Origin of the sequence: Methanorbis rubei, assembly GCF_032714495.1 — an archaeon.
Lineage (GTDB): Archaea > Halobacteriota > Methanomicrobia > Methanomicrobiales > Methanocorpusculaceae > Methanocorpusculum > Methanocorpusculum rubei.
This window is the reverse complement of record NZ_JAWDKB010000002.1, coordinates 205,726-227,648: the sequence shown is the minus strand read 5'-3', so window position 1 is coordinate 227,648 and position 21,923 is coordinate 205,726. Positions and strand designations below refer to the sequence as shown.

The 21,923-nt window shown below is 49.6% G+C and carries 22 protein-coding genes, 1 tRNA gene and 1 pseudogene; 19 read left to right on the top strand and 5 right to left on the bottom strand.

Features of this window, described 5'->3' with window-relative positions:
• Positions 1 to 38: 38 nt before the first annotated feature.
• Together McpCs1_RS03080 and McpCs1_RS03075 are read right to left on the bottom strand one after the other, a co-directional pair.
• Positions 39 to 941 carry a DUF1848 domain-containing protein gene (locus tag McpCs1_RS03080; RefSeq protein ID WP_338095791.1) on the bottom strand — a complete coding sequence of 301 codons (903 nt, stop codon included), beginning with the start codon at positions 939 to 941 and terminating at the stop codon, positions 39 to 41.
• Positions 942 to 943: 2 nt separating this feature from the next.
• Positions 944 to 1,546: an undecaprenyl diphosphate synthase family protein gene (locus McpCs1_RS03075; RefSeq protein WP_338095790.1), complete on the bottom strand. Its 603-nt coding sequence runs from the start codon at positions 1,544 to 1,546 to the stop codon at positions 944 to 946.
• Between the two features lie 189 nt (positions 1,547 to 1,735).
• Between McpCs1_RS03075 and McpCs1_RS03070 the strand changes: the two genes are divergently transcribed.
• The 6 genes from McpCs1_RS03070 (at position 1,736) to McpCs1_RS03045 (ending at position 5,949) form a co-directional block, all read left to right on the top strand.
• Positions 1,736 to 2,053, top strand: coding sequence for a DUF2551 domain-containing protein (locus McpCs1_RS03070; RefSeq protein WP_338095789.1), 318 nt, complete (start codon positions 1,736 to 1,738; stop codon positions 2,051 to 2,053).
• Positions 2,054 to 2,096: 43 nt separating this feature from the next.
• Positions 2,097 to 2,378: a hypothetical protein gene (locus tag McpCs1_RS03065; protein ID WP_338093264.1), complete on the top strand. Its 282-nt coding sequence runs from the start codon at positions 2,097 to 2,099 to the stop codon at positions 2,376 to 2,378.
• Positions 2,368 to 2,781 carry an archease gene (locus tag McpCs1_RS03060; protein ID WP_338095788.1) on the top strand — a complete coding sequence of 138 codons (414 nt, stop codon included), beginning with the start codon at positions 2,368 to 2,370 and terminating at the stop codon, positions 2,779 to 2,781. Before McpCs1_RS03065 ends, McpCs1_RS03060 begins: the two co-directional genes overlap by 11 nt.
• 3 nt (positions 2,782 to 2,784) lie before the next feature.
• The gene (locus tag McpCs1_RS03055) at positions 2,785 to 4,233 is read left to right on the top strand and encodes an RtcB family protein (protein ID WP_338095787.1); all 1,449 of its coding nucleotides are present in this window, start codon (positions 2,785 to 2,787) and stop codon (positions 4,231 to 4,233) included.
• On the top strand, positions 4,230 to 4,820 hold the full coding sequence (locus McpCs1_RS03050; protein WP_338095786.1) for a hypothetical protein: 591 nt from the start codon (positions 4,230 to 4,232) through the stop codon (positions 4,818 to 4,820). Before McpCs1_RS03055 ends, McpCs1_RS03050 begins: the two co-directional genes overlap by 4 nt.
• 142 nt (positions 4,821 to 4,962) lie before the next feature.
• Positions 4,963 to 5,949: a biotin--[acetyl-CoA-carboxylase] ligase gene (locus McpCs1_RS03045; protein WP_338095785.1), complete on the top strand. Its 987-nt coding sequence runs from the start codon at positions 4,963 to 4,965 to the stop codon at positions 5,947 to 5,949.
• Between the two features lie 275 nt (positions 5,950 to 6,224).
• On the opposite strand, the gene bioB is transcribed toward McpCs1_RS03045, so the two are convergent.
• On the bottom strand, positions 6,225 to 7,190 hold the full coding sequence (bioB, locus tag McpCs1_RS03040) for a biotin synthase BioB (protein WP_338095784.1): 966 nt from the start codon (positions 7,188 to 7,190) through the stop codon (positions 6,225 to 6,227).
• A gap of 53 nt (positions 7,191 to 7,243) precedes the next feature.
• On the opposite strand from bioB, the gene McpCs1_RS03035 reads away from it, so the two are divergent.
• From McpCs1_RS03035 to McpCs1_RS03005, 7 genes are all read left to right on the top strand, one after another.
• Entirely contained in the window at positions 7,244 to 7,774 is a 531-nt protein-coding gene (locus McpCs1_RS03035; protein ID WP_338095783.1) for a biotin transporter BioY, read from the top strand.
• Positions 7,771 to 8,367, top strand: coding sequence for an ABC transporter ATP-binding protein (locus McpCs1_RS03030; RefSeq protein WP_338095782.1), 597 nt, complete (start codon positions 7,771 to 7,773; stop codon positions 8,365 to 8,367). The genes McpCs1_RS03035 and McpCs1_RS03030 overlap by 4 nt, the downstream gene beginning before the upstream one ends.
• Positions 8,368 to 8,417: 50 nt before the next feature.
• Positions 8,418 to 8,921: an ATP-binding cassette domain-containing protein gene (locus McpCs1_RS03025; RefSeq protein ID WP_338095781.1), complete on the top strand. Its 504-nt coding sequence runs from the start codon at positions 8,418 to 8,420 to the stop codon at positions 8,919 to 8,921.
• Positions 8,914 to 9,567: a hypothetical protein gene (locus McpCs1_RS03020; RefSeq protein WP_338095780.1), complete on the top strand. Its 654-nt coding sequence runs from the start codon at positions 8,914 to 8,916 to the stop codon at positions 9,565 to 9,567. The genes McpCs1_RS03025 and McpCs1_RS03020 overlap by 8 nt, the downstream gene beginning before the upstream one ends.
• Before the next feature lie 129 nt (positions 9,568 to 9,696).
• Positions 9,697 to 11,433 carry a pyruvate/oxaloacetate carboxyltransferase gene (locus McpCs1_RS03015; protein WP_338095779.1) on the top strand — a complete coding sequence of 579 codons (1,737 nt, stop codon included), beginning with the start codon at positions 9,697 to 9,699 and terminating at the stop codon, positions 11,431 to 11,433.
• Positions 11,430 to 12,932, top strand: coding sequence for an acetyl-CoA carboxylase biotin carboxylase subunit (locus McpCs1_RS03010; RefSeq protein ID WP_338095778.1), 1,503 nt, complete (start codon positions 11,430 to 11,432; stop codon positions 12,930 to 12,932). Before McpCs1_RS03015 ends, McpCs1_RS03010 begins: the two co-directional genes overlap by 4 nt.
• Before the next feature lie 68 nt (positions 12,933 to 13,000).
• A tRNA-Met gene (locus McpCs1_RS03005) sits at positions 13,001 to 13,074 on the top strand.
• A gap of 87 nt (positions 13,075 to 13,161) precedes the next feature.
• Here McpCs1_RS03005 and McpCs1_RS09305 read toward each other — a convergent pair.
• Positions 13,162 to 13,263: pseudogene (locus McpCs1_RS09305) on the bottom strand (type II toxin-antitoxin system CcdA family antitoxin); the annotation flags it as partial.
• Positions 13,264 to 13,701: 438 nt separating this feature from the next.
• Here McpCs1_RS09305 and McpCs1_RS03000 point away from each other — a divergent pair.
• Positions 13,702 to 14,820 (top strand): Fic family protein, encoded by a 1,119-nt coding sequence (locus McpCs1_RS03000; RefSeq protein WP_338095776.1) that lies wholly within the window; start codon positions 13,702 to 13,704, stop codon positions 14,818 to 14,820.
• Between the two features lie 3 nt (positions 14,821 to 14,823).
• Here McpCs1_RS03000 and McpCs1_RS02995 read toward each other — a convergent pair whose 3' ends face one another.
• A complete protein-coding gene (locus tag McpCs1_RS02995; protein ID WP_338095775.1) occupies positions 14,824 to 15,690 on the bottom strand; it encodes a LysR family transcriptional regulator in 867 nt (288 codons plus the stop codon).
• Positions 15,691 to 15,789: 99 nt separating this feature from the next.
• Between McpCs1_RS02995 and McpCs1_RS02990 the strand changes: the two genes are divergently transcribed.
• The 5 genes from McpCs1_RS02990 (at position 15,790) to McpCs1_RS02970 (ending at position 21,524) form a co-directional block, all read left to right on the top strand.
• Positions 15,790 to 16,668, top strand: coding sequence for a DMT family transporter (locus McpCs1_RS02990; protein WP_338095774.1), 879 nt, complete (start codon positions 15,790 to 15,792; stop codon positions 16,666 to 16,668).
• Positions 16,669 to 17,413: 745 nt separating this feature from the next.
• Positions 17,414 to 18,139 (top strand): FkbM family methyltransferase, encoded by a 726-nt coding sequence (locus McpCs1_RS02985; RefSeq protein WP_338095773.1) that lies wholly within the window; start codon positions 17,414 to 17,416, stop codon positions 18,137 to 18,139.
• 112 nt (positions 18,140 to 18,251) lie between these two features.
• The gene (locus tag McpCs1_RS02980; RefSeq protein ID WP_338095772.1) at positions 18,252 to 19,070 is read left to right on the top strand and encodes an EFR1 family ferrodoxin; all 819 of its coding nucleotides are present in this window, start codon (positions 18,252 to 18,254) and stop codon (positions 19,068 to 19,070) included.
• Positions 19,071 to 19,155: 85 nt separating this feature from the next.
• Entirely contained in the window at positions 19,156 to 20,061 is a 906-nt protein-coding gene (locus McpCs1_RS02975; RefSeq protein WP_338095771.1) for a protein translocase subunit SecF, read from the top strand.
• Positions 20,058 to 21,524: a preprotein translocase subunit SecD gene (locus McpCs1_RS02970; protein WP_338095770.1), complete on the top strand. Its 1,467-nt coding sequence runs from the start codon at positions 20,058 to 20,060 to the stop codon at positions 21,522 to 21,524. Before McpCs1_RS02975 ends, McpCs1_RS02970 begins: the two co-directional genes overlap by 4 nt.
• The last annotated feature ends 399 nt before the right edge of the window (positions 21,525 to 21,923 follow it).

Here is a 21,923-nt window from a genome sequence, read left to right as displayed (position 1 = left end):
TTTTTATTATTATCAATTCTGAGCACAATTGTTTTTGATCATGTAAAAAACAGATTTGTCTGATAATCATGCGATTTCAGTGTATTTTGATCATATATCTTTTCATTCTCACCGGGAATTCCAAAGATAAGCGGCGAGAGCGAATCGTGTTCTTTGGGCACGCTACCTCCTGAGGCATAACAGTAGAGACATCCGTTCCGGCAGGTATGATAGCCGCCAATGTCAACACTTTCCACGCAGTTACATGAGGGGCGTTGGTTGAGATCTTTTTTGAGGGAAAGTGTATGGCCGCACATATCCTCACACAAATTTTTGTCGGTGCAGGATGAAGGGGTTATACCGAAGGCGGAGAGGCAGTGTCTCTCCGCACAGGAGAAAAACGGCAGCCCAAAATTTTCTGCTATCGCAGAAAATTTTTCTGCGAGTGTGTTCATCTCAGAGACAGTACATTCACGAAACGGCGAGGAAAAGTATGCGTCAACGAAACTTATCGTGCAGCGAGTGGTTGCATTGGAAAATTTTTCGCAAAATTTTGCAAACGCTTCCTCGTGAAACTCTGTCGAATATTTTTTCGTGACAAGGATCGGATCATACCGCCACAACACGCGATCCTTTCCAATGCGGTCAGACAACTCAAGAAAATTTTCGATGCAGTGATCCTTGTTCAGATTCGTTTCGATGTCAGGGCCGTATGGCGTTATGGTGTACTGAAAGTAGTATGGAATTCCAGTTGCGTCGAGACGGGAAAGATGCGGCAACAGAGGTCCGGCATTTTTTGTCCAGAAAACAATCGCGTCAACATGTTCCGCCTTCAAAGAAACATGCGTGATTTTTTGTGAGTACGGGTTGCGCACATAACAGAATCCTTCGGAAAGTCGTCTGCAAAACCATTCCGGAAAACAGGTAGGGATGTCGGTTCGTCTGCTTGCGGAAATGATCATATCTACTGGCCGTATCGCCGTACTCTTGTTTGATAGTCGCGAAGTGCTCTGAGGAAATCCATGCGCCGGAATCTGTTCCAGTTGACGTCAGTAAAAAACAGTTCCGAGTAGACGGACTGCCAGATCAGAAAGTCCGTCAGATGACTCCCGCCGGTTTTTATCACAAAGTCAGGATTCACCTGATACCGGAGATGCGACTCGATCATCTCTTCGGTGATCTTTTCAGGGCCGATGTCTTCCCTCGCAATCCAGGCGATTGCTTCTGCTATCTCTTCTCGACCGCTTCGTCCGATCACGAGAAGAATCTCCGGTTTTCCTGAACCGCAGACCTCCTCGCCGGACGGTGTGCTGAGGCGGACCGTTGCGTCTTTCGCGAGATTTTCGAGAGACGGGACCATCTCTTTGAGGGAGTCGGGATTTTTGGAGCTGATATGAAAAATAATTTTTTCGATTTTGGGGAAGTCCATGCACCACCGAGAGACCGTTTCTACCCGCCCGGGATTTGCAAGAAAATCCGCTTCGCTGAGCATGAAGCAGATTTCTCCGGGAAACATATGCTCATCCAGTTTTCTCTCGATGAGGTATTCATAGAACGGATAGACCATTCAGTAGATCTTTTGCACTTGGAAGAATATGAATACGTTCTTCTTCCGATATTTTTCTGTGCATTCCGTGGTTACCCCAAGCGAAGTCACATACAAAAATCCCAAAAAAAACGGAAATCATTTACCGAACATTATCAGAAAAACACCTTTGACGATACTTATTTATATATTTAAAATAAATTAAGAAATATGCTATCTCGTTCAGACCTGCGAAAGGAGATAGAGACACGGCTTCGAAAATATCTTGCACGCGACAAATCCGGCATCAGAAAAGAGTTGCTGAGCCTGTTTATCCGCGCACGATCGCTCACGGTCGCACAGATTCACGAGACGCTGGCAGAAAGATTCAGTGTCAGTTACCACTCGATCGCATCGATGGTTGGCACAATCGCCGCGAAACTCGGAATTCTCTCTACACGCCGCGGCCCAGACGGAACCGTCGGGGTCTACGAAGTCAAAGAACAGTATGTTGATGTAATTGAGCAGGCGATCGCAACCGCGGTCTAGCCTCCCTCAACTTTTTTGTGGGGCAAACCCCAATAAATACAGAATGGATATACAACAGGACGGACCCCGTCCACTCTCCCATATCACGGTCACCGACGAGGTGATCGCCTATATGGACAAACGCGGCGGCGATTTCCGCATCAGCACCTCATGCAGCGGGCCTACCCTCATGCCGATCAAAATTACTCCGGTAAAACCCAGTGATATTCCGATCAAAGCAGGAGACCATCTGATCTATATCTCGCGCTATCAGGTGCAGTGGATTAGTGAGATCAACATGCGACTCGTGCCCCGCATTCTCTACACAGAAAACGATGACCTTTGAGGAGCTCGAACACACCGCAGACGTGCGGATGAAAATCACTGCACCAACACTTGCAGAGCTGTATGCAGAGAGCGGATTTGCTCTTGCGGCAACACTCTACGGAGAGTACTCCCGCGAGAAGGCAGAGGTTTCCTTCCCGATCGAGGCAGAAGGAAAAGATGCAGAGGAAACATTCGTCAATTTCCTCTCAGAACTTTTGTTTCTTACCGAGGTCGAGTATCTGGTGCCGACATCCTTTGATCTCGTCGTTTGCAACACAACGGTCAGTGGAAATGTTTCGGGAATTCTCTTTGACCGGAAAAAACATGCAGGCGGTATCGGGGTAAAAGGCATCTCCTACTCAGGCATCTCGTTTGAAAAAAACGCGCACGGCTATGAACTCATCATCATCTTTGACATCTGAACCATGAACGAAAAAATTCAGCACATCGCAGCAACCGAGTGGGAAATTCCCACCGGTTTTGTTCCCGGCATGCGGGTACCGGGCAGATTTTTCCTGTCCGAGAGCCTTGCGAAGGGTCTTGAGGAAGGGGCGCTAACCCAGCTTGCAAACGTTGCGACACTGCCTGGCATTCTCTGCAACTCGCTCGGCATGCCTGACATTCACTGGGGATACGGATTTCCCATCGGCGGGGTCGCGGCATTTGATGAGAAGACCGGCATCATCTCTCCGGGCGGCGTCGGGTTTGACATCAACTGCGGCGTTCGGATGATCACAACGCCCCTGACGCTTGCAGATATTCCTGATATGAAAGGTCTCATAGAGGACCTCTTCGAGACGGTGCCTACAGGAGTCGGCTCGAAGAGTCCGGTGCGGCTTTCGCAGAATGATCTCTCTTCAATGCTTCTCGACGGCGCAAAAAATGCGGTTGAGCTTGGCTACGGCATGAAGAGCGACATCAGCAGATGTGAAGAAAACGGGGCAATGCCGGGAGCTGATATCGAGTTCGTCAGCAAGAAGGCACGGCAGCGAGGAGTTCCCCAGTGCGGAACGCTTGGGTCCGGCAACCACTTCCTCGAGGTGCAGGTTATTGATGAGATCGAGGATGCCGCAACCGCGAAAACTTTCGGTGTTGCCGAAGGCCAGATATGTGTGATGATTCACTGCGGGTCCCGCGGTCTTGGCCATCAGGTCTGCACCGATCATCTGCAGGTTCTCGAAGAGGCAACGAAAAAATACAGGATCACTCTTCCGGACCGCCAGCTTGCCTGCGCCCCGCTTCACTCACCCGAAGGCGAGGCATACTTTGGCGCAATGGCAGCGTCCGCAAACTATGCATGGGCAAACCGTCAGGTGATAACGCATCTGGTTCGCGAACTTTTCGTGAAAAAATTCAAAATCGCGTATGAAGAGATGCCGCTCGTCTATGATGTTGCCCACAATGTAGCAAAGTGGGAGGAGCATGATGTTGCCTGCGGCCACAACGGCGGGCAACGCCGCCGTGTCTGCGTCCACCGCAAAGGCGCGACCCGTGCCTTTGGCCCCGGAAGAAAAGAGATCGTACAGGAGTTCCGCGACGCCGGCCAGCCGGTGATCATCCCGGGAAGCATGGGGACCTCTTCCTATCTTCTTGCAGGAACGGCTGGAGCAATGGAGAAAACATTCGGCAGTACCTGCCATGGCGCAGGACGCGTCCAGAGCAGATCATCAGCCAAAAAACAACTCACCGGAGAGATGGTTGCAAGTGATCTTGCCAGACGCGGAATTATTGTGCGGGCCCCAAACGCAGCAACTATTGCCGAAGAAGCGCCTGATGTCTACAAACCAAGCAGTGAGGTCGTACAGGTCGTGCATGATGCAGGAATCTCCCGCATCGTCGCACGGTTCCGGCCTCTTGGAGTGATCAAAGGATGACCGATTCCAATCACGTTGCCGTATTCTGGGACAGTAAAATGATGTTCCACCGGCTTGTCGAGGATGCCTGCGGATACTGCGAGCCGGTAACTCCTCTGATGCTTGCGGCCCCTTTTTATAAAGGAGGCTACACCGGCGTAATAATTCCGACCGGCTTTGGCAATCTCCAGTACTCAAAACTCCTTCCTGCCCTTCGTGCGGTCTCTGACCGCGTCGAGGAGTATCTCGAAGAGGGCGGACGCCTGTTTGTCTACGGAGCGGCAGACCCGGCAAAGACCGGCAATCCCTACAACTGGCTGCCGGTCGAAGTGGAGTATCACTTCGAGTTTGCCGAGCATCAGCTCACCATCGACGAGTCATCGCCATGGAAATCTCTCTTCGAGGGCTACGACATAAATGCATTTCCAACCGACGGCTGGTTTACCACATACCCGGGCAAACCGATCGCTGTTGCCGAGAACGGACATCCGGTCTTTGTTGAGTGCAAAGTAGGCAAAGGAACCCTGCTGCTCGCAACCGCACATGAGTATCCTTCTGACGCATTTCTCAAAACATTCGGCGCAGGAGATCAGACAGTCAGATTCTGATAAAAACATCCTCATACTTTTTTGAGAGAAAATGCGCAAGAGACCGGAAAGAAACAGCGTTCTGAGCGAAATCTTCTTCATGATCTAGCCCGTAGAATGATACTATAGATGTTCCGGATCAAAAACCCGGAGCGGAGCGGTTATGACACAGACACTATTTGATGTTCTGCGGATCCTTGATGAGGCCGGTATTGGCCAGCCGGTGCCGGGAGAGGTTATCAGCGAACGCCTTGGGATTACCCGTACCGCCGTGTGGAAATATGTGAATCTTCTTCGCGAGATCGGATACCGGATAGATGCGCAGCCGAAGACAGGTTACTCGCTGGAGAAACGGTCATGGCTTCTGCTTCCTTATGAGGTCAAGCGCTACCTCAAGACCCAGGTCATTGGTCAGGAAATGCACCATTTCGAACAGGTCCCATCCACCGACGCACTTGCACGCCAGCTGCTGCACGAGGTCGGTGACGAGGTTGCCCCTGGAACGGTGCTCGTCGCAGAACAGCAGACCGGCGGCATCGGACGCATGAACCGCGTCTGGATGAGTCCGGAGGGCGGCATCTGGGCAACAATTGTGCTGATGCCCAAACTCAATGTCGATCAGACGTTCACGATTATGATGGCGGGTTCCCTTGCACTGGCGCGGGCGATTCGTCAGGAGTTCGGGCTTTCTGCACTGATCAAGTGGCCGAACGATGTGTTTATCGGCGACAAAAAAGTCGCCGGCATGACGATTGAACTTACCGCGAACGATGATATTCTCCGGTACTGTCTGGTCGGTGTCGGCATCGATGTAAACGTCTCGATAGAGAAGACGATGCCGAACATTTCCAATCTGGTCACTTCCATCTCTGACGAACTCGGTCACGAAGTTGAACGGGCACAGTTCTTTGCAAGATTCCTCAAGGAGTTTGAGCGCCGCTATCATATGGTGCTGAAGGGCGAGACCGAGCCGCTCTACCGCGAGTGGCGGAGTCTGTCCTGCACTCTGCATCGTCGCGTCCGCATCCGGACGGTGAGGGAGAGCTTTGATGGAGAGGCTATCGATATTGATGAGCACGGAGCTTTGATTGTCCACCGTGACGGGGGCGAGGTCGAACGCGTTATCGCGGGCGACTGCTTCATGCTCTAACTATTTTTTTAGTGATTTTTTAAACGCGAATAGCGCGAATAAAAATCGCCAATGACGATTTTTGATGAAAAAATTACAATACTTCCCAAAATTAAAAAGAGTTGTCTAAAAATAAATAATTTCAATAAATTCTGGGAAATCGCCATTGGCGATTTTTTATTCGCGCTATTTGCGCTATTCCGCGAAGCGGTGAGCAGGCCGAAACGACTCCTTAAAGGAGGAGTTGAACACGACGGAACGGCGTGTGGAAGGCATGCGATTCGCGTTTCACAGATTCACATACCGTCCGCAGTAAACCCGAGCTCAGCAATCATTTTCACATCCTCGGTAAGCCCAACACCCGCTATTGTCAGCATGTCTCCGGAGATTGCAGCATTTGCGCCGGCAGTAAACAATTCCCTCCCGGAATCCGGCAGAAGTCCGCGACCGCCCGCGATGCGGATTTTTGCATCAGGCATCAGGAAACGGTAGAGGGAAACAATTTTTCTCACTTCGGAAAGTTCGAGAGACTTCGCATGTTCGAGCGGGGTTCCCGGAATCGGATGCAGAATATTGATCGGAACAGATTTTATGCCAAGTCCCCGAAGCTCCAGCGCCATATCGATGCGATCAATCATGGTTTCACCGATCCCGAAGATGCCACCGCTGCATACCTCAAGGCCTGCCTCTTGTGCTGCTTTGATCACGGCTATCTTATCATCGTACGAATGCGTCGTACAGATTTTTGGAAAATAATTTCTGGATGTCTCAAGATTTGCATGATACCTGACGACGCCGGCCTCTTTCAGTAGCCGCAGTTGTGACGCAGTCAGAAGACCATGCGAAGCACAGAGAGAAATCCCGCAGGTCCTGCGGACATATCTGTAATTGTCCAGAAAAATATTCAGCTCATCATCACTCAATGTTTTTCCTGCGGTGACAAACCCACAGCGATGGGTACCCAGAGAATAATTTTCAGCAATCCTGGAAAGATACGACGCGATGTCTTCGATGTGAGAAGGCGAAGCGTTCGCAGAATGATGTGCTGACTGGGCACAGTAGATACAGTCCTCACTGCACCCTCCGGTTTTTGCATTGATGATGACACAGAGATCAAATGATTGTCCGCAGAAATGAGTGCGTATCTCATTCGCCGCGGCCGCAAGAGGAGCATGATCCTCTTCTGCAAGAAGCAGTGCCTCCTCTTTTGTCAGCTCTCCGCCGTTCAGAACTTTTTCCTTCATCCCATCAATGATGCCCATCTGCCAACCTCTATCTTTATTGTAAACCGAGAATAAATAAATAGTTTACAATAATGTACGGGAATGAAAAACGTGCACAGCTGATCGCCTTCTCGGCGGTCTTTGTCGCTTTGATTGCGGTAGGAGGATGGATATCCATTCCGATCATGATGATTCCTTTTACGATGCAAAATTTTTTCATGCTGCTTGCAGCAGCCGTCATGAAACGGTACGCGATGATTCCTGTCGGACTGTATGTTTTGCTTGGAACACTCGGGCTGCCGATTTTTCACAACGGTACCGCGGGAATTGGTGTTTTGTTCGGGCCAACCGGAGGATTTCTCATTGGATTTTTCCTGATGTCAGGAGTTGCGGGACTGTTGTTTGAGAAAAAATCCATCCGGTTTGACATTCTCGCACTCGTGGTGTTCGGAGTTGGAAGTTATATCTTTGGTGCAGGATGGTTCATGATCTCAACCGGTGCGTCTGTAATCGCGGCGGTTGTTGCCTGTGTTCTGCCGTTTGTAATCGGGGACGTGATCAAATCCGTAGTCATTGAAGTGATCGTACTTCGACTGCGAAAATCAGAGATCGAATTACTATGATCATTCTCGAAAATATCAGATACCGAATACTTGAGATCGAAAAACTCTCCATCCCTTCGGGAATAACAGCAGTCATCGGAGATAACGGAGCAGGAAAGACGACGTTTCTTCGCATCTGTGCAGGAATGGATCTTCCGACGGGAACGGTTACAATCAACGGAGTGACTCCAAGGGAGTGTGAAGTCGGCTACGTCTCAGAGTTCCCGGATCGGCACATGATATTTTCTGTTGTGCAGGATGAAATTGCATCGCCCCTGAGATTTAGCCGAAAAAATTCTGATGAAGTTTCTGCATCGGTCCTTGCGGTTGCCGAAAAACTCAACATCACTCACCTTCTGGACCGCGACTGCAAAACACTTTCCGGCGGAGAAAAAATGCTCATCGGTGTTGCGACCGCACTTGTTGCAAAGCCGGTTCTCTTAGTGATGGATGAACCTGACTCGCATCTTGATCCGGAAACTTCCGCAGAACTTTTCACAATCATCAGAGAATCAGGCTGCCCGCACGTACTCTGGAGCACGCATGCGAAAAAAATTATTCAGCATGCTGATCAGATCATCGAACTCACTCAGGGCAGGGTGAATGAGTCGTGAAATTTTTTTTTGACTCGGTGCAGATATCGCGGGGAACGTTCACACTTTTTGTGAACGAAACCTTTCAGGAAGGACTGCATCTTTTTTCGGGAAGGATAGGTTCAGGAAAAACCACACTCGCCCTTGCAGCAGCAGGACTTCTGTCCCCCGACGCCGGAGTCGTTCGGTATGAGGGGAAACCAATCTTTCTCATGCAGTTTCCTGAGTATCATGTAACTGGCGCAACGGTTTCGGAAGAGATAGCATCATGGAAAGTCTCAGGCATCGAAGAACCGTTCGCCTTGCTCGGCGTCGAAACATCAGACCGCGACCCGATCACACTCTCCCGCGGAGAGTTACGAAGGCTTGAGCTTGCCTGTGTTCTTTCACGGAATCCGGATCTTTTGATCCTCGACGAACCTTACGCGTCCTTGGACCAGTTTGCAAAACCGGTTCTCACCAAACTTCTGGAGGAGCGGAGTGGTATCACGCTCGTGTTCTCCCACGAGTTGGATCATCTGCCAGCCAATGCCGAACGCTGGAGACTCTCTTTGGGGAGCGTGCATCATGAGTGACGCAAGACTTCGTCTCGCATCAGTCATCATCCTCTCACTTGCCGCATTTTCCGGCATCTTTGGTGCGGCTCTTGCATTTCTCTGGTGGCTCATCTTCTGTTCCCGCGAAACATTTGCAAAAGTATCCTGGAAAATTGTACTGCCGGTAAGCATCATTGCCGCAGGATTTCCCGGACTCGTCCTGATGCTTACGGGGAGTAGTGACGGAGTCACGTACGCCGCAAAAATTCTCGTGATCCTTCTTCTGGCATTCTGGTTCGGGGCCGCACGAAAGTCCGGCGAGTTTCTGGACCTCGGAGTCTGGAGCCTCGGCAACAAAATCGGATTTGATCTCGGACTCGTCGCAGAACTCTCCATGCAGTTTCTTGCAGGCATCGCAGACGATCTCTCTCACATGAAAACCGCTCTTGCGATCAAAGAACAAAAGCTCAACCGAAAGACAGCTCCCTCGCTTGCCTTGGGACTTCTTCTGTTATCTCTTGCGCGTGCAAAAAATGTCGGATCTCTTCTCGCACGAAGAGGATACACCTCGGGAGGCACGTACACTCCGGTGTTTGTCACAACAACCGCAGATATTGCAGGAATACTCTTTGCCGCAGGTATTGGCCTGATCGTTTTCTTCGCAGAAATTATCCCGGTGTGGTAATTCTACCTATAATACTCTTTGGCAACAGGCAGAATAGACCGAATCAAGCAGGACTACTTTTTTATCTTTTCATTCCAAAACAGTATAGGTTTAGATAAGCTGCACTCATGATGCAGAAGGGAGACAACCATGACAAAGCTTTACATTACGGACACAACCCTTCGGGACGCACACCAATCGCTCGCTGCAACGAGGATGCGTACCGAAGACATGATCGATCTCGCAAAGGCGATGGAGAAGGCGGGCTTCTGGTCAGTTGAAGCATGGGGAGGGGCAACCTTTGATACCTGCATCAGATATCTGAATGACGATCCATGGAAACGGCTGCAGGATCTGAAACAGATCTTCGTGAAGACACCAATACAGATGCTGCTTCGCGGCCAGAACCTCGTCGGCTACCGTCATTACCCTGATGACGTAGTTGACAAGTTCATTTCTGCTGCAGCATCCAATGGTATTGACGTCTTCCGAGTATTTGACGCGCTCAACGATATCCGCAATATGACGCGCTCAATGACTGCGGTCCTGAACGAAGGAAAGCATCTGCAGGGAACTATCAGTTATACCACAAGTCCTGTTCACAGCACCGAGAAGTTCATCGATATGGCCGAGGAGCTGTACAGCCTTGGCTGCAACTCCATCTGCATCAAAGATATGGCAGGACTCATTATGCCGGATGCGGCACGCGACCTCATCACTGGCATCAAGAAAAGAATCGATATTCCGGTCTGTCTGCACACTCACTCCACCAGCGGCATTGCTCCGATGAGTTATCAGGCAGCAATCGAAGCAGGAGTAGATATCCTTGACACCGCCATGTCCCCGTTCGCCGGCGGAACCTCCCAGCCTGCAACCGAAAGTATCGTTGCGTCCCTGACCGGTACAGAACGCGACACCGGCATCTCCCTTGCCGTACTTCGCGACGTCAAAAATGCAGCAGCAGCTGTTCGCGGTAAATACGACTGCCTCATTAATCCGATCTCAGTCAGAATCGACAGCGATGTTCTGATCTATCAGCTGCCGGGCGGTATGATCTCAAACCTTGTTTCCCAGCTCAAAGAGCAGGGAGCACTTGACCGGATGGATGATGTGCTGCTCGAGATTCCGGTGGTCAGAAAAGATCTCGGATACCCTCCGCTGGTTACCCCGACCTCACAGATTGTCGGAACCCAGGCAGTTCTCAACGTTCTGATGGGCGGCCGATACAAGACGGTGACAAACGAAGTCCGCGATTATCTGAAAGGAATGTACGGAAAATCTCCGGCTCCACTCGATGATGCGCTGGTCGCATCGATTATCGGTGAGGAGGAGCGGGTATGCTGCCGTCCGGCAGACATGCTCAGTCCGATCTATGATAAGATGCGGGCCGACACCGAGTCGCAGGGTCTGATCAAAAAGGATGAGGATGTTTTAACCTACATACTCTACCCGGCAATTGCCCCTGCGTTCCTGAAAGGTGAGAAGACTGCAGAGGTACTCCCGGCAGCATCGGCAGGCGACGCAGCAGTGCCTGTTGATATCGACATCCCGCGCTCGATGGAGGTTGAGGTTGACGGCGAGGTGTTCATGGTCAGAATTCTCTCGGTCGAAGGCGAGTCGGTCTCTGCCGGAAGCTCGGAGCCTGGGAAACGCAAGACCTCACGCGGCGACTTACCCGGCGGCGTGAAGAGCAGCATTCAGGGAATGGTGCTCGACATCAAAGTGCAGATGGGTCAGAAGGTCTCGGCAGGCGACACCCTTCTTGTGCTGGAAGCCATGAAGATGGAAAACCCGGTGGTCAGTCCGGTTGACGGAACGGTTACGGAGATCTTCGTGGAGAACGGTGCGGTTGTACAGAGCGGCGACGTTCTCGTGGTGGTGAAATGAACAAAGACCGGTACTTTGACAAAGTTCTGGTCGCAAACCGCGGCGAGATAGCAATTCGCGTGATGCGTGCATGCCGGGAGATGGGCATTGAGACCGTGGCCGTCTACTCGGACGCGGATGCAAATGCCCTGCATGTGAAGTATGCGGACGAGGCGTTCATGATCGGGTCTGCGCATCCAACGAAGAGCTACCTGAATATGGATCGCATCTTAGAGGTCGCACAGATGGCGGGAGCCGATGCGATTCATCCGGGATACGGATTTCTTGCGGAAAAAGCTGCATTCTCCGCTGCGGTGAAAAAAGCCGGTCTGACCTTTATCGGTCCGTCGGAAAAGACGATCTCAATGATGGGATCAAAGATCGGATCAAAGCAGGCGATGGCTGATGCGGGTGTCCCTGTACTTCCGTGGACGCGGAGTACCGAGCATGACGAAGCAAAGGCGTTCGCAGACTCGATCGGGTACCCGGTAATTGTGAAGGCATCTGCTGGCGGCGGCGGTATCGGTATGACGATTGTTCGCAGCGCTGCTGAGATGGATGAGGCGATCGAGAAGTCGATGCGCACCGCAGCGTCCGCATTCGGTGACCCGACCGTGTTCATCGAGAAGTATCTGGAAAATCCTCGCCACATTGAGGTACAGATTTTCGCAGATTCGAAGGGCGATGTTGTTCACATGTTCGAGCGTGACTGTTCGATCCAGCGCCGTCACCAAAAACTGGTGGAAGAAGCACCGTGTCCGATCATGACGCCTGAGCTGCGCGAGAAGATGACGCAGTCGGCAATGACGGTCGCAAGGACCTGCAACTATGAGAATGCCGGAACGGTTGAGTTCCTGTATGATAACGGGAACTACTACTTCATGGAGATGAACACCCGTCTGCAGGTGGAACACACGGTGACAGAACTCATCACCGGTCTTGACATGGTGCGGATGCAGATCAAGGTTGCGGCAGGAGAGCCTCTGCCGTACTCGCAGGATCAGATCATCTGCCGCGGTCATGCGATCGAGTGCCGTATCAATGCCGAAGATCCTGCGAACAATTTTGCGGCTGACGCGGGAAAGATTACCCGCTACCGCTCCCCCGGAGGACCTGGCATTCGTATCGACAGCTGCATTCACGTGGGATACTCAATCCCCCCGCTGTACGATTCGATGATTGCAAAACTCTGTGCCCGCGCAATGACCCGCGAGGAGACAATTGCCAGAATGCGCCGCGCGTTGATGGAGTATGTTATCCTTGGCGTGAAGACAACACTGCCCCTGCATTATGCGATTATGAATAATCCGCAGTTCGTTGCCGGAGATACGCACACGAACTTCCTTGAAGAGCCTGCGGTGAAGAAGTATCTGCCGCGCTATATGCGGGAAAGCGAGACGCGTATGCACCAACTTGCAGACTCGCTCGGCCACGGAAAGGAGAAGACGATTGCCGTGACCGCTGCGGTGAATGCCTATATGGCTGCAGCAGCCGCAAAGAATGCGAAGGGGAAACAGTAACCCTTCTTTTTTGGAATAAAATCAGTAACGTATATATTTGGAAACATCCTTCTTGTAATGCACTTCTTGCTGCGGTGGCCTAGCTGGTTAGGGCGCGGGACTCATAATCCCGAGGTCGGGGGTTCGGATCCCTCTCGCAGCACTTTTCAAACGATTTTGTGATTTTTTTTGTGAGAACAATACAAAGCCAGTTATTTCTCTCTGAGTGAATTCCAATCTCGGAGATGAAATTTTTGACCGCCATTTCTACGAATTGAGAAAGATTAATTCCATTTTCTCGAACAAATGCAATGCACTCCTCCGGCAATGTGATGTTTACCGGTTTTCTCATGCGATTGTTTTTTTGTATTTTTTCTTTATGCGCCATTTTTTCTCATTCATCGTATGTGGGCGATATCATGAAACATTTTCGTTCTTTTTTTTCTAATAGGACTTACGTGGTACGAAATAGCATAAGGAAAAGGGATTCTTTGTCCTTGATTTTATTTGGGGCAACCACGGAACACACTGAACACACGGAATTCCACGGAAAAATCCCAAACAATGAAACTCATCACCGCGTAACTCCTATTAAAAAAAATAGTTCACTTTTTTTCTGCGGCAGTACACTTTTTCGTGTGCGCACATCTGTATACGTGGTGAACACGTCCAATAACTCGTGTCGAAAATATTCAATTTTTTCGACAGATGCAAACACATCTGTATACGCGGTGAACACGTCCGACAACTCGTGTCGAAAATTTTCAATTTCTTCGACAGGTAGATATGGATGGTAAACAAATTACTCAAAAAGAGAATGGCTCATACTGATCCAAACATCCCCTACAATACGATGCCTCACCTTCCCCCAAAAGCAGACATTGAGACGATTCGGATATGGAGAGCCTGCGCTGAAGCAAAAACATCCCTCGCACGGATGCGGGAGGCAGGCAGACTCATTCCGAACCAGAGGATTCTGATCAGTTCCATTCCGCTGCTGGAAGCAACTGCGAGCTCCAGAATTGAAAATATTTTCACCACCAGCAACGCCCTCTATACCGCACTCTCGGCTCCCGAGGAGAAGATCGATCCGGCAACAAAGGAAGTTCTCCGGTACCGGGAAGCGCTCTCTGTCGGTGTTGGTGAGTTGAAGTCCGGAAAAAAACTCGGAGAAATACTGCTTACCCGTGTCTGTTCCGTTCTGTTGGATCATGAAGTTGACCGAAGGGGAGCGGGTGCTGGCACCTACATCAAAGGCCCGGAAGGACGCGTGTATACCCCGCCGGATGATCCGATGATTCTTGAAGAACTGATACATCAGCTGGAAGACTACATGAACGGAGGCAGAGAACCCGACCCGCTGATTCGTCTTGCGCTGATTCATTATCAGTTTGAAGCAATACATCCATTCGGGGATGCAAACGGAAGAACCGGACGAATTCTGAATATATTATATCTGATCAATCAAAATCTCCTTGACATCCCGACACTCTACCTCAGTCGGTACATCATCCAGCACAAATCCGAATATTACCTGCGGCTTCGGAGAGTTACCGAGAACGAAGAGTGGGAAGAGTGGATTATTTTCATGTTGAACGCAGTCAGAGAAACCGCTGACTGGACCTATGACCGGATTCAGGCGATCAAATCCCTGATGGATGAAACGATTACGGCATGCAAAGAGCGGCTGCCGAAAATTTATTCGTATGATTTGGTTGAAGAAATATTTCTTCAGCCGTACTGCAAGCCTGCCTATCTGGTTGAGAGAGGAATCGGAAACCGGCAGACGGCGATGAAATATCTCAAGGCTCTGGAGGAGATAGGCATTCTTGCATCAATACGGATCGGAAAGGAACGGATTTATGTGAACACCAGACTGTTTGAACTGCTGAAGTTCAGCGATGAGTGAACATCACCGATACTTCAGGTACTCTAAAAACCGCTTGACCGCAAGCGATGCGGTTTTGGTATCCCGCAAGGCGATGCCGATGTTGCGGAACGCAGGAACATCCAGCTCCTTTGCCACAATTTTATAGGGGACACGCCGGAGAATCAGCTGCGGTAGGATGCTGATGCCAAGCCCGCTCTCAACCATCGACATGATCGCATAGTCATCCCATGTCGTGAAGTGCACTTTTGGCGTCAGATGATTTCTCTCAAAGATCTCGGAGATCTCTGCCTTCGCTCCTTTTTCCAGAAGCATGAACGGATCATCACAGAGCGACTGAACCGGAAATTTTTCGCAGTCGGCGAGACGATGATTTTCAGGCAGGATCACACGTAACTGATCCTGTTCGAGAAAAATTGTTTCTAAGTCAGGATGAGTGGGGAGGCGGAGGAAACCGCAGTCCACGCGGCCTTCCAGAATCCATCGCTCAATCTCGGTGTAGTCGCCGAGCAGCAGCTCGTAATCGATGTTCGGGTAATCCTTCTGGAACTCTTTGATGATGTTCGGCAGCCAGTGGGTTGCGACGCTGGAGAACGTCCCAATCCGAATGAGGCCGGTCTCCAATCCATTCAGTTCGTCCACCTGCATCTGAAGTTTTTGAAACTCGTCGCAGACGCGTTGAGCATGCGGCAGAAGTTTGACTCCTTCGGAGGTGAGCTTCACTCCGGCACGGCTTCGTTCAAGCAGTGCCACCTTCCATTCGGTTTCGAGATCATGGATCATTCGGCTGATTCCTGACTGAGAGCAGCCGAGTGCCTCGGCTGCTTTGGTGAAGCTGCCCGACTCCACGGTTTTGATGAATGCCTGATACTTTTGAATGTTCATATCCATGCGGTTTTTGCCACCAATACATCTGTTTTTGTAATTTAAAACTAATAAAACATTTGTTTTTGTAATTTTTAAATAGCTAAAGAGAGATATGTGTAGCGAATGAATGGAGCTTACGCTGCGTACGTCGTTTCGCTGATCCTGTTCGGGTTGAATGGAGTTGTGGCGAGCTACGTCTCTCTTCCCAGTGATCAGATTGTATTCTTGCGGACGCTCATCGGCAGTGTTGTGCTGCTCTCGGTCTTTCTTGGTCTGCGAAAAAAGTTTACCTTTCTCCAGCACAAGCGGGATTTTGTTTACATTGCAACATCCGGTGTTGCGATGGGGGCAAGCTGGATATTTTTGTATGAGGCGTACCAGCTGATTGGCGTGAGCGTTTCCTCACTTGCCTACTACTGCGGGCCGGTTATTGTTATGCTGTTTGCATCGATTTTGTTCCGCGAGAAGCTGACATGGGTGGGCATTGCGAGTTTTGTTGTTGTGCTGTTTGGAACATTTTTTGTGAACGGCGATGTTTTGTTGGCAGGAGGAAACGGCTGGGGACTGTTCTGCGGGGCGATGTCTGCGGTGATGCATGCGGCGATGGTTATCTGTACAAAAAAAGCAGTACGAATCGGCGGATTGGAGAACGCAACATTGCAGCTGATCTTCAGCTTTCTGGCGACCGTTGCGTTTATGATATGTATCGGCGGGAGCTTTTCGTTCGAGATTGCAGCAAGTGACTGGCTGCCGATTCTGATCCTTGGTGTGTTCAATACCGGCATCTGCTGTTATCTGTACTTCTCTTCAATCGGTCATCTACCGATTCAGACCGTGTCTATCTGCGGATATCTTGAGCCGTTGTCGGCTGTTGTGTTCTCAGTACTGCTGCTTGGAGAGGGGATGCTGCCGGTTCAGATCTTTGGAGTGGTTCTGATCTTAGGGGGAGCTATGGCAGGGGAGATGTATGCGTACCGGAGTAAGGAGAAGGTGTTAGGATGAGAATATGAAACGCGAATAGCGCGAATTAAAAAAAAACGCCAATGGCGATTTTATTTGTGTTGTTCCACGAATCAGTGAGCAGATTGTAGGGGGCCTTGCACATAAAGTCTCGCAAACACCCCACTTTATGTGCAATCAATTGACTTTGTGTGCAGGATGATCACTTTATGTGCAAGGCCATTGTAGGGATGCGATTTATATATCTCAACCATCTACATTTTTCAGAAAAAAATTGAATGAGATGCTCTCGAGGCATCAAACGCCGCATCGAATTTTTTTTCAAATTATTTTCTCTACTACTACTACTATGTAATGTACTTCAAAGTACTGATGATTGAGCGGTCGACTTCTTCTTTTTCTTTGAGAATATCGATTTTGGTGACCAGATCTTTAGGCATCCGCATGGTGATCTGTCCGGGTTTTCATCAGACCGAAGAGAACAGGTCATATATGTAATATAGGTTGAGGAAAATCATTAAACATAGTAATTCCAAATACTATTAAGTATTTCAATGAATTGCATTTCGCAGTAATTTGAGTTACCTAATACGCATGATGGTGAGGATGAGTGAACAATAAAATAATAACTATCGCTAAAAAATTATTGCCGAATCGACTATATCCAATAGCTCGCAATTATTTGCACAGAAAGGAAATGTCTCTTATTCGAAGACACTATTCAAACAATAGCCCAGATAATGTCGAGTTATTGGAAGCATTAGAGGGGATTAAACACCGAGGATTCATGATTTACCCATACGAATGGGCTGACAATAGAAGTGAGACATATCAACACAAATTCACAAATACCCAAGTGTTCACTGATGAAAAATTAGATCTTCAATACACCATTTTAGACAATAGACGCCTATATTTTCCCAAAACATGGACTACTGATAAAATAAGAGAATACTACTTTGGTCTCCAGGAAATTGAACAACACCCACTATGTCCCCATCGATACCTTTCCGAGAAGTTCACTATCGATGATGGAAGTATCGTTGTGGACTGTGGTGTTGCTGAGGGAAACTTTGGTCTGGCCATCGTGGAAAACTGTAAGAGACTCTATCTGTTTGAACCAGATGAAGTGTGGATGGAACCTCTTAATGCTACCTTCGCCCCTTGGAAAGAGAGGGTAAGCATCGTGAAAAAATATCTATCAGACACTACTGATGATATGAATATCACCTTAGATGATTTTTTCGCGGAAAAAGAGTATCCAAATTTCCTTAAACTTGATGTTGAGGGATATGAGGAACGCGTGCTCCTCGGGGCTGATAAAATATTAGAATCAGAAGAACTCCAGAAAGTTGTTACCTGTACCTATCATAAAGCGGACGATGAGCAAACATTAGGAGCTTTGCTACGCTCCCATGGATTCGCCACGGTACCATCACATGGATATACATTACTCTCTATCGACGCAAAACCACCCTATTTCCGTCGAGGATTGCTGAGAGCAACTAAATAAAATAAACATAGCACAAATCTCAGCACAATCTATAACCACACATCCGACAAATATATTCACAGGAGGAACGCCGGCCTCATACCTATACCAAAAAGACCGGCCGATCACCACCATGAAAACAATACTCTACTACTTTACCGGCACAGGCAACAGCCTCGCGGTTGCAAAAGCCATAGCCGACCGGCTGGCGGACACCGAACTCGTCCCCATCCCTATGCTCATGCTCAAAGGAGAAACAGTACATGCGCCAAAAGATGCAAACATCGGCATCGTCTATCCCCTCTACGCACTTGGCCTGCCGAACATCGTCGTAAACTTCTTCAAAATACTTGACCTCAAAGAAGCAGGCTACGTCTTCTCCATCGTCACCGAAGGAGGAAAATTCGGCTCGCCCACCAAACAAATAGCAGCCCTCGCCAAACAAAGCGGTCACGACCTCAACGCAGCATGGTGGATACGGATGCCCGACAACTACATCCCCATGTCTGCACCGCCAGCAAAACCTGAGCAGAAAGCCATCCGCGAAGACGCACTCAGAAAAGTTGCCGTCCTCGTCGACGCAGTTAGCAAACGCCAACCTAGACCGATCGATCTCACCATCCCGGGAAAGCTCCTCAAGTTCGTGATGTACAAACCATTCATCAATAGAATTCCCAAATTCGGCAAAAAATTCGTCGTCAGCCCAAGCTGCAACGGCTGCCTCATCTGCCGCGATGTCTGTCCGGTCAACAACATCGAAGCACTCCAGAAAGGCAAAAAACAGTGGCTCGACCACTGCGAAGGATGTCTTGCCTGCCTGCAGTTCTGCCCGGTTGAAGCCATCTCCTGCGGAGGAAAAAGCGACGACCGCCCAAGATATCACCACCCCAACGCAACCGTCGCCGACATGAAAGCACAAAAAGGCATGAAAGACGACGAATCAAAACAATAACCATTAATTCATCCTATTTTTCCTGCTGATATCATGAATACAGTAGGGCTTTCTTTTATCCTTTGAGAATCAATAGTACTAAGCTATGGAACTACCCCGGTATGATATCAACAAATATGATCCAAAGCGGATGATGCTCATCCCGCTTTTGATCTTCCTTGTTGCCGCGGCCATCGTCGGGTTCACCTTCGTGACCACCGGCATGCCCGTCACCCCCGGCATCGACTTTGCCGGCGGTACCGCCGTGACAATTCACACCACCGATACCAAAGAACAGATCGCCGCATACTACGCAGACTACCCCTTAAAGTCCATTGACGGAGGAGTCGGCAGCGGAGGATACTATCTCAAGTTCGGGCCCATGTCCAACGAAGAGATGATGCAGTTCAACGAAGACACACTCGCCAAATACCCTGACGCAAGCATCGATCAGATCGGTGCAAACTTCGGAGCAACCCTTCAGTCTCAGGCAATGATTGCAATCCTCTTTGCCTTCATCGGCATGGCGATTGTAGTCTTTGTTGCATTCCGCAAACTCATCCCTGCAGCAACAGTCGTGTTTGCCGGAGTCGCCGACATCACCATCACCGCAGGCGTCATGAATGTTGTCGGAATCGAACTCTCCCTTGCAACCACCGCAGCACTTCTGATGCTGATTGGTTACTCGGTCGACAGTAACATTCTCCTCACGAGTAAAGTACTCAAACGTCAGGGAAAACTTGCCGAAAAAATGGCAGGCGCGTTCCACACCGGATTCATCATGACCACCACAACGCTCGGGGCAATTGTTGCCATGTTTATTGTGGCCCTGATCGGCCAGGTCCCGACGCTCTACAATATTGCGGCGGTTCTAATCATTGGTCTGATCTGCGATATGATCTTCACCTGGGCATTCAACGCAGGAGTTCTCCGCATCTATCTGGAAAAAGAGGACGAGAAAAAACAGCCTGAAACAAATAATAAACCAAAGATTAAGGGGTCGAAATCATGAGCGAAAAGAAAACTCCAGGATGGCTTTCAACCGTTAAGGATCTGCGTGTCCTTCTGGTCATCATCCTTGTCATCATCTCCCTTGTTGCAATCTTTGTTCCGTTCGGCGACCGCGGCGATGCAATGACCAACCTTCAGTTCGGTCTTGATCTCGACGGAGGTTCATGGATCCAGCTTGAGTTCCAGGCAGAAGTTGTCACGATCGGCTCGGGAGCAGACGTGAATGCAGTTGCTGAAAAGATGGGAGCTGAGCTTGACTGCACAGTGGTACCAATAGATCAGTATCATCTGGAGGTCCAGAAGAAAGCAACCGAAGAAGAGCTTCGTGCCGCAGTTGAAGCGGCGGGCGCGACCTTCATCGGTTATGAAAAAGGTGTCAGCTCCGCGACTGCGGATACCGTGAAGAGAATTCTTGAGTCCAAGGTCAACAGTCTTGGAACGAGCGACGTCAAAGTCAATACTCTGGCAAACACCAACGGTGTCTCCCAGTATGTCCGCATTGAGATGGCGGGCGTTGACATGCAGACCGCCCAGCAGCTTGTCGGCAAGCAGGGTCTCTTTGAGATCAGAATCGTTACCTCTGGTAACGAGACGGCTCATGTTCTCTACGGCGATGCGGTCGCATCTGTGCAGAACCCGACGCAGAATCCTGCAGGTTCCAACAACTGGGGTGTCGGATTCAACATCAACAATGACGGAGCAAAGGCTCTGCAGCAGGCAGCGATTCAGTACGGAGCTACCACCAACCCGCAGGCACATAATCTGAATATGTATCTGGACGGCGAGGAGGTTTACAGTGCCCCGCTCTCGAATGATCTTGCGATGCAGATTGCAACCCATGCGGTAAACAGTCTGTATGCCGGAACCGGTGCAGGTGAGGCAGGACAGAAACAGGCTCAGGAACTGGAGATTCACTTACGTGCAGGCGCACTGCCGGTGCAGGTGGAGATTGCAGGATCCGGATCAACGTCTGCGACGCTTGGCGACTACTTCAAGCTCGTCTGTCTGATCGCAGGTATTGCAGCCCTTGCGGCCGTCGCAATTATGGTCTATCTCCGCTACCGGGTCATTGAGATTGTTCTGCCGATGATTGCAACAAACGTGGCAGAGATTATTATCCTGCTCGGTATTGCAGTCTTCATCCAACAGCTGGATATTGCGGCGATTGCTGCGTTGATCGCGGTTCTTGGAACCGGTATCGATCAGCTGGTGATCATCACGGACGAAGTGGTGCATGAAGGAAAGGTTCCCTCGCAGGCTTTGTACATGAAGCGGCTGACGCGGGCTCTGACTATCATCACGACGTCTGCGGCAACGGTTATCATCGCCATGTTCCCGCTTGTCCTGATGGACCTCTCGACCCTCAAGGGTTTTGCCATCATCAGCATCCTTGGTATTCTGATCGGTGTCCTTATCACAAGACCGGCGTACGGTAAGATTGTGATGGATATCATGGCGAAATAAAAAAAATATTTTTTTTCTTTTTTGTGAGATTTTTTGTTTTGGTCTCGCTTGGAATAACCACAGATCACACGGAAATATCACAGAGCTTCACGGAATAAAATGCACGGAGAACGCCTGCGGCGCCGGAATGCACGGAAAGATTTCCGAGAAAATTTATTTCATTATTTCAATAGGACTTACGCGGTGTGATTTTTTAAACACGAACCACACGAAAAAACACGAATTATTTACCTCACGAAATATTTCGAAAAACACGAAATAGGATATTGAATGCAGATTCAGTCACTGCATGTCTCCTAAGATCTGAAAGTAAAGACGATGATCAGAAAATATTTTTGCTGAAATCAATCAACAATTGCTGTATTTAAACTCCTATTTCGTGTTTTTCGTACTATTTTG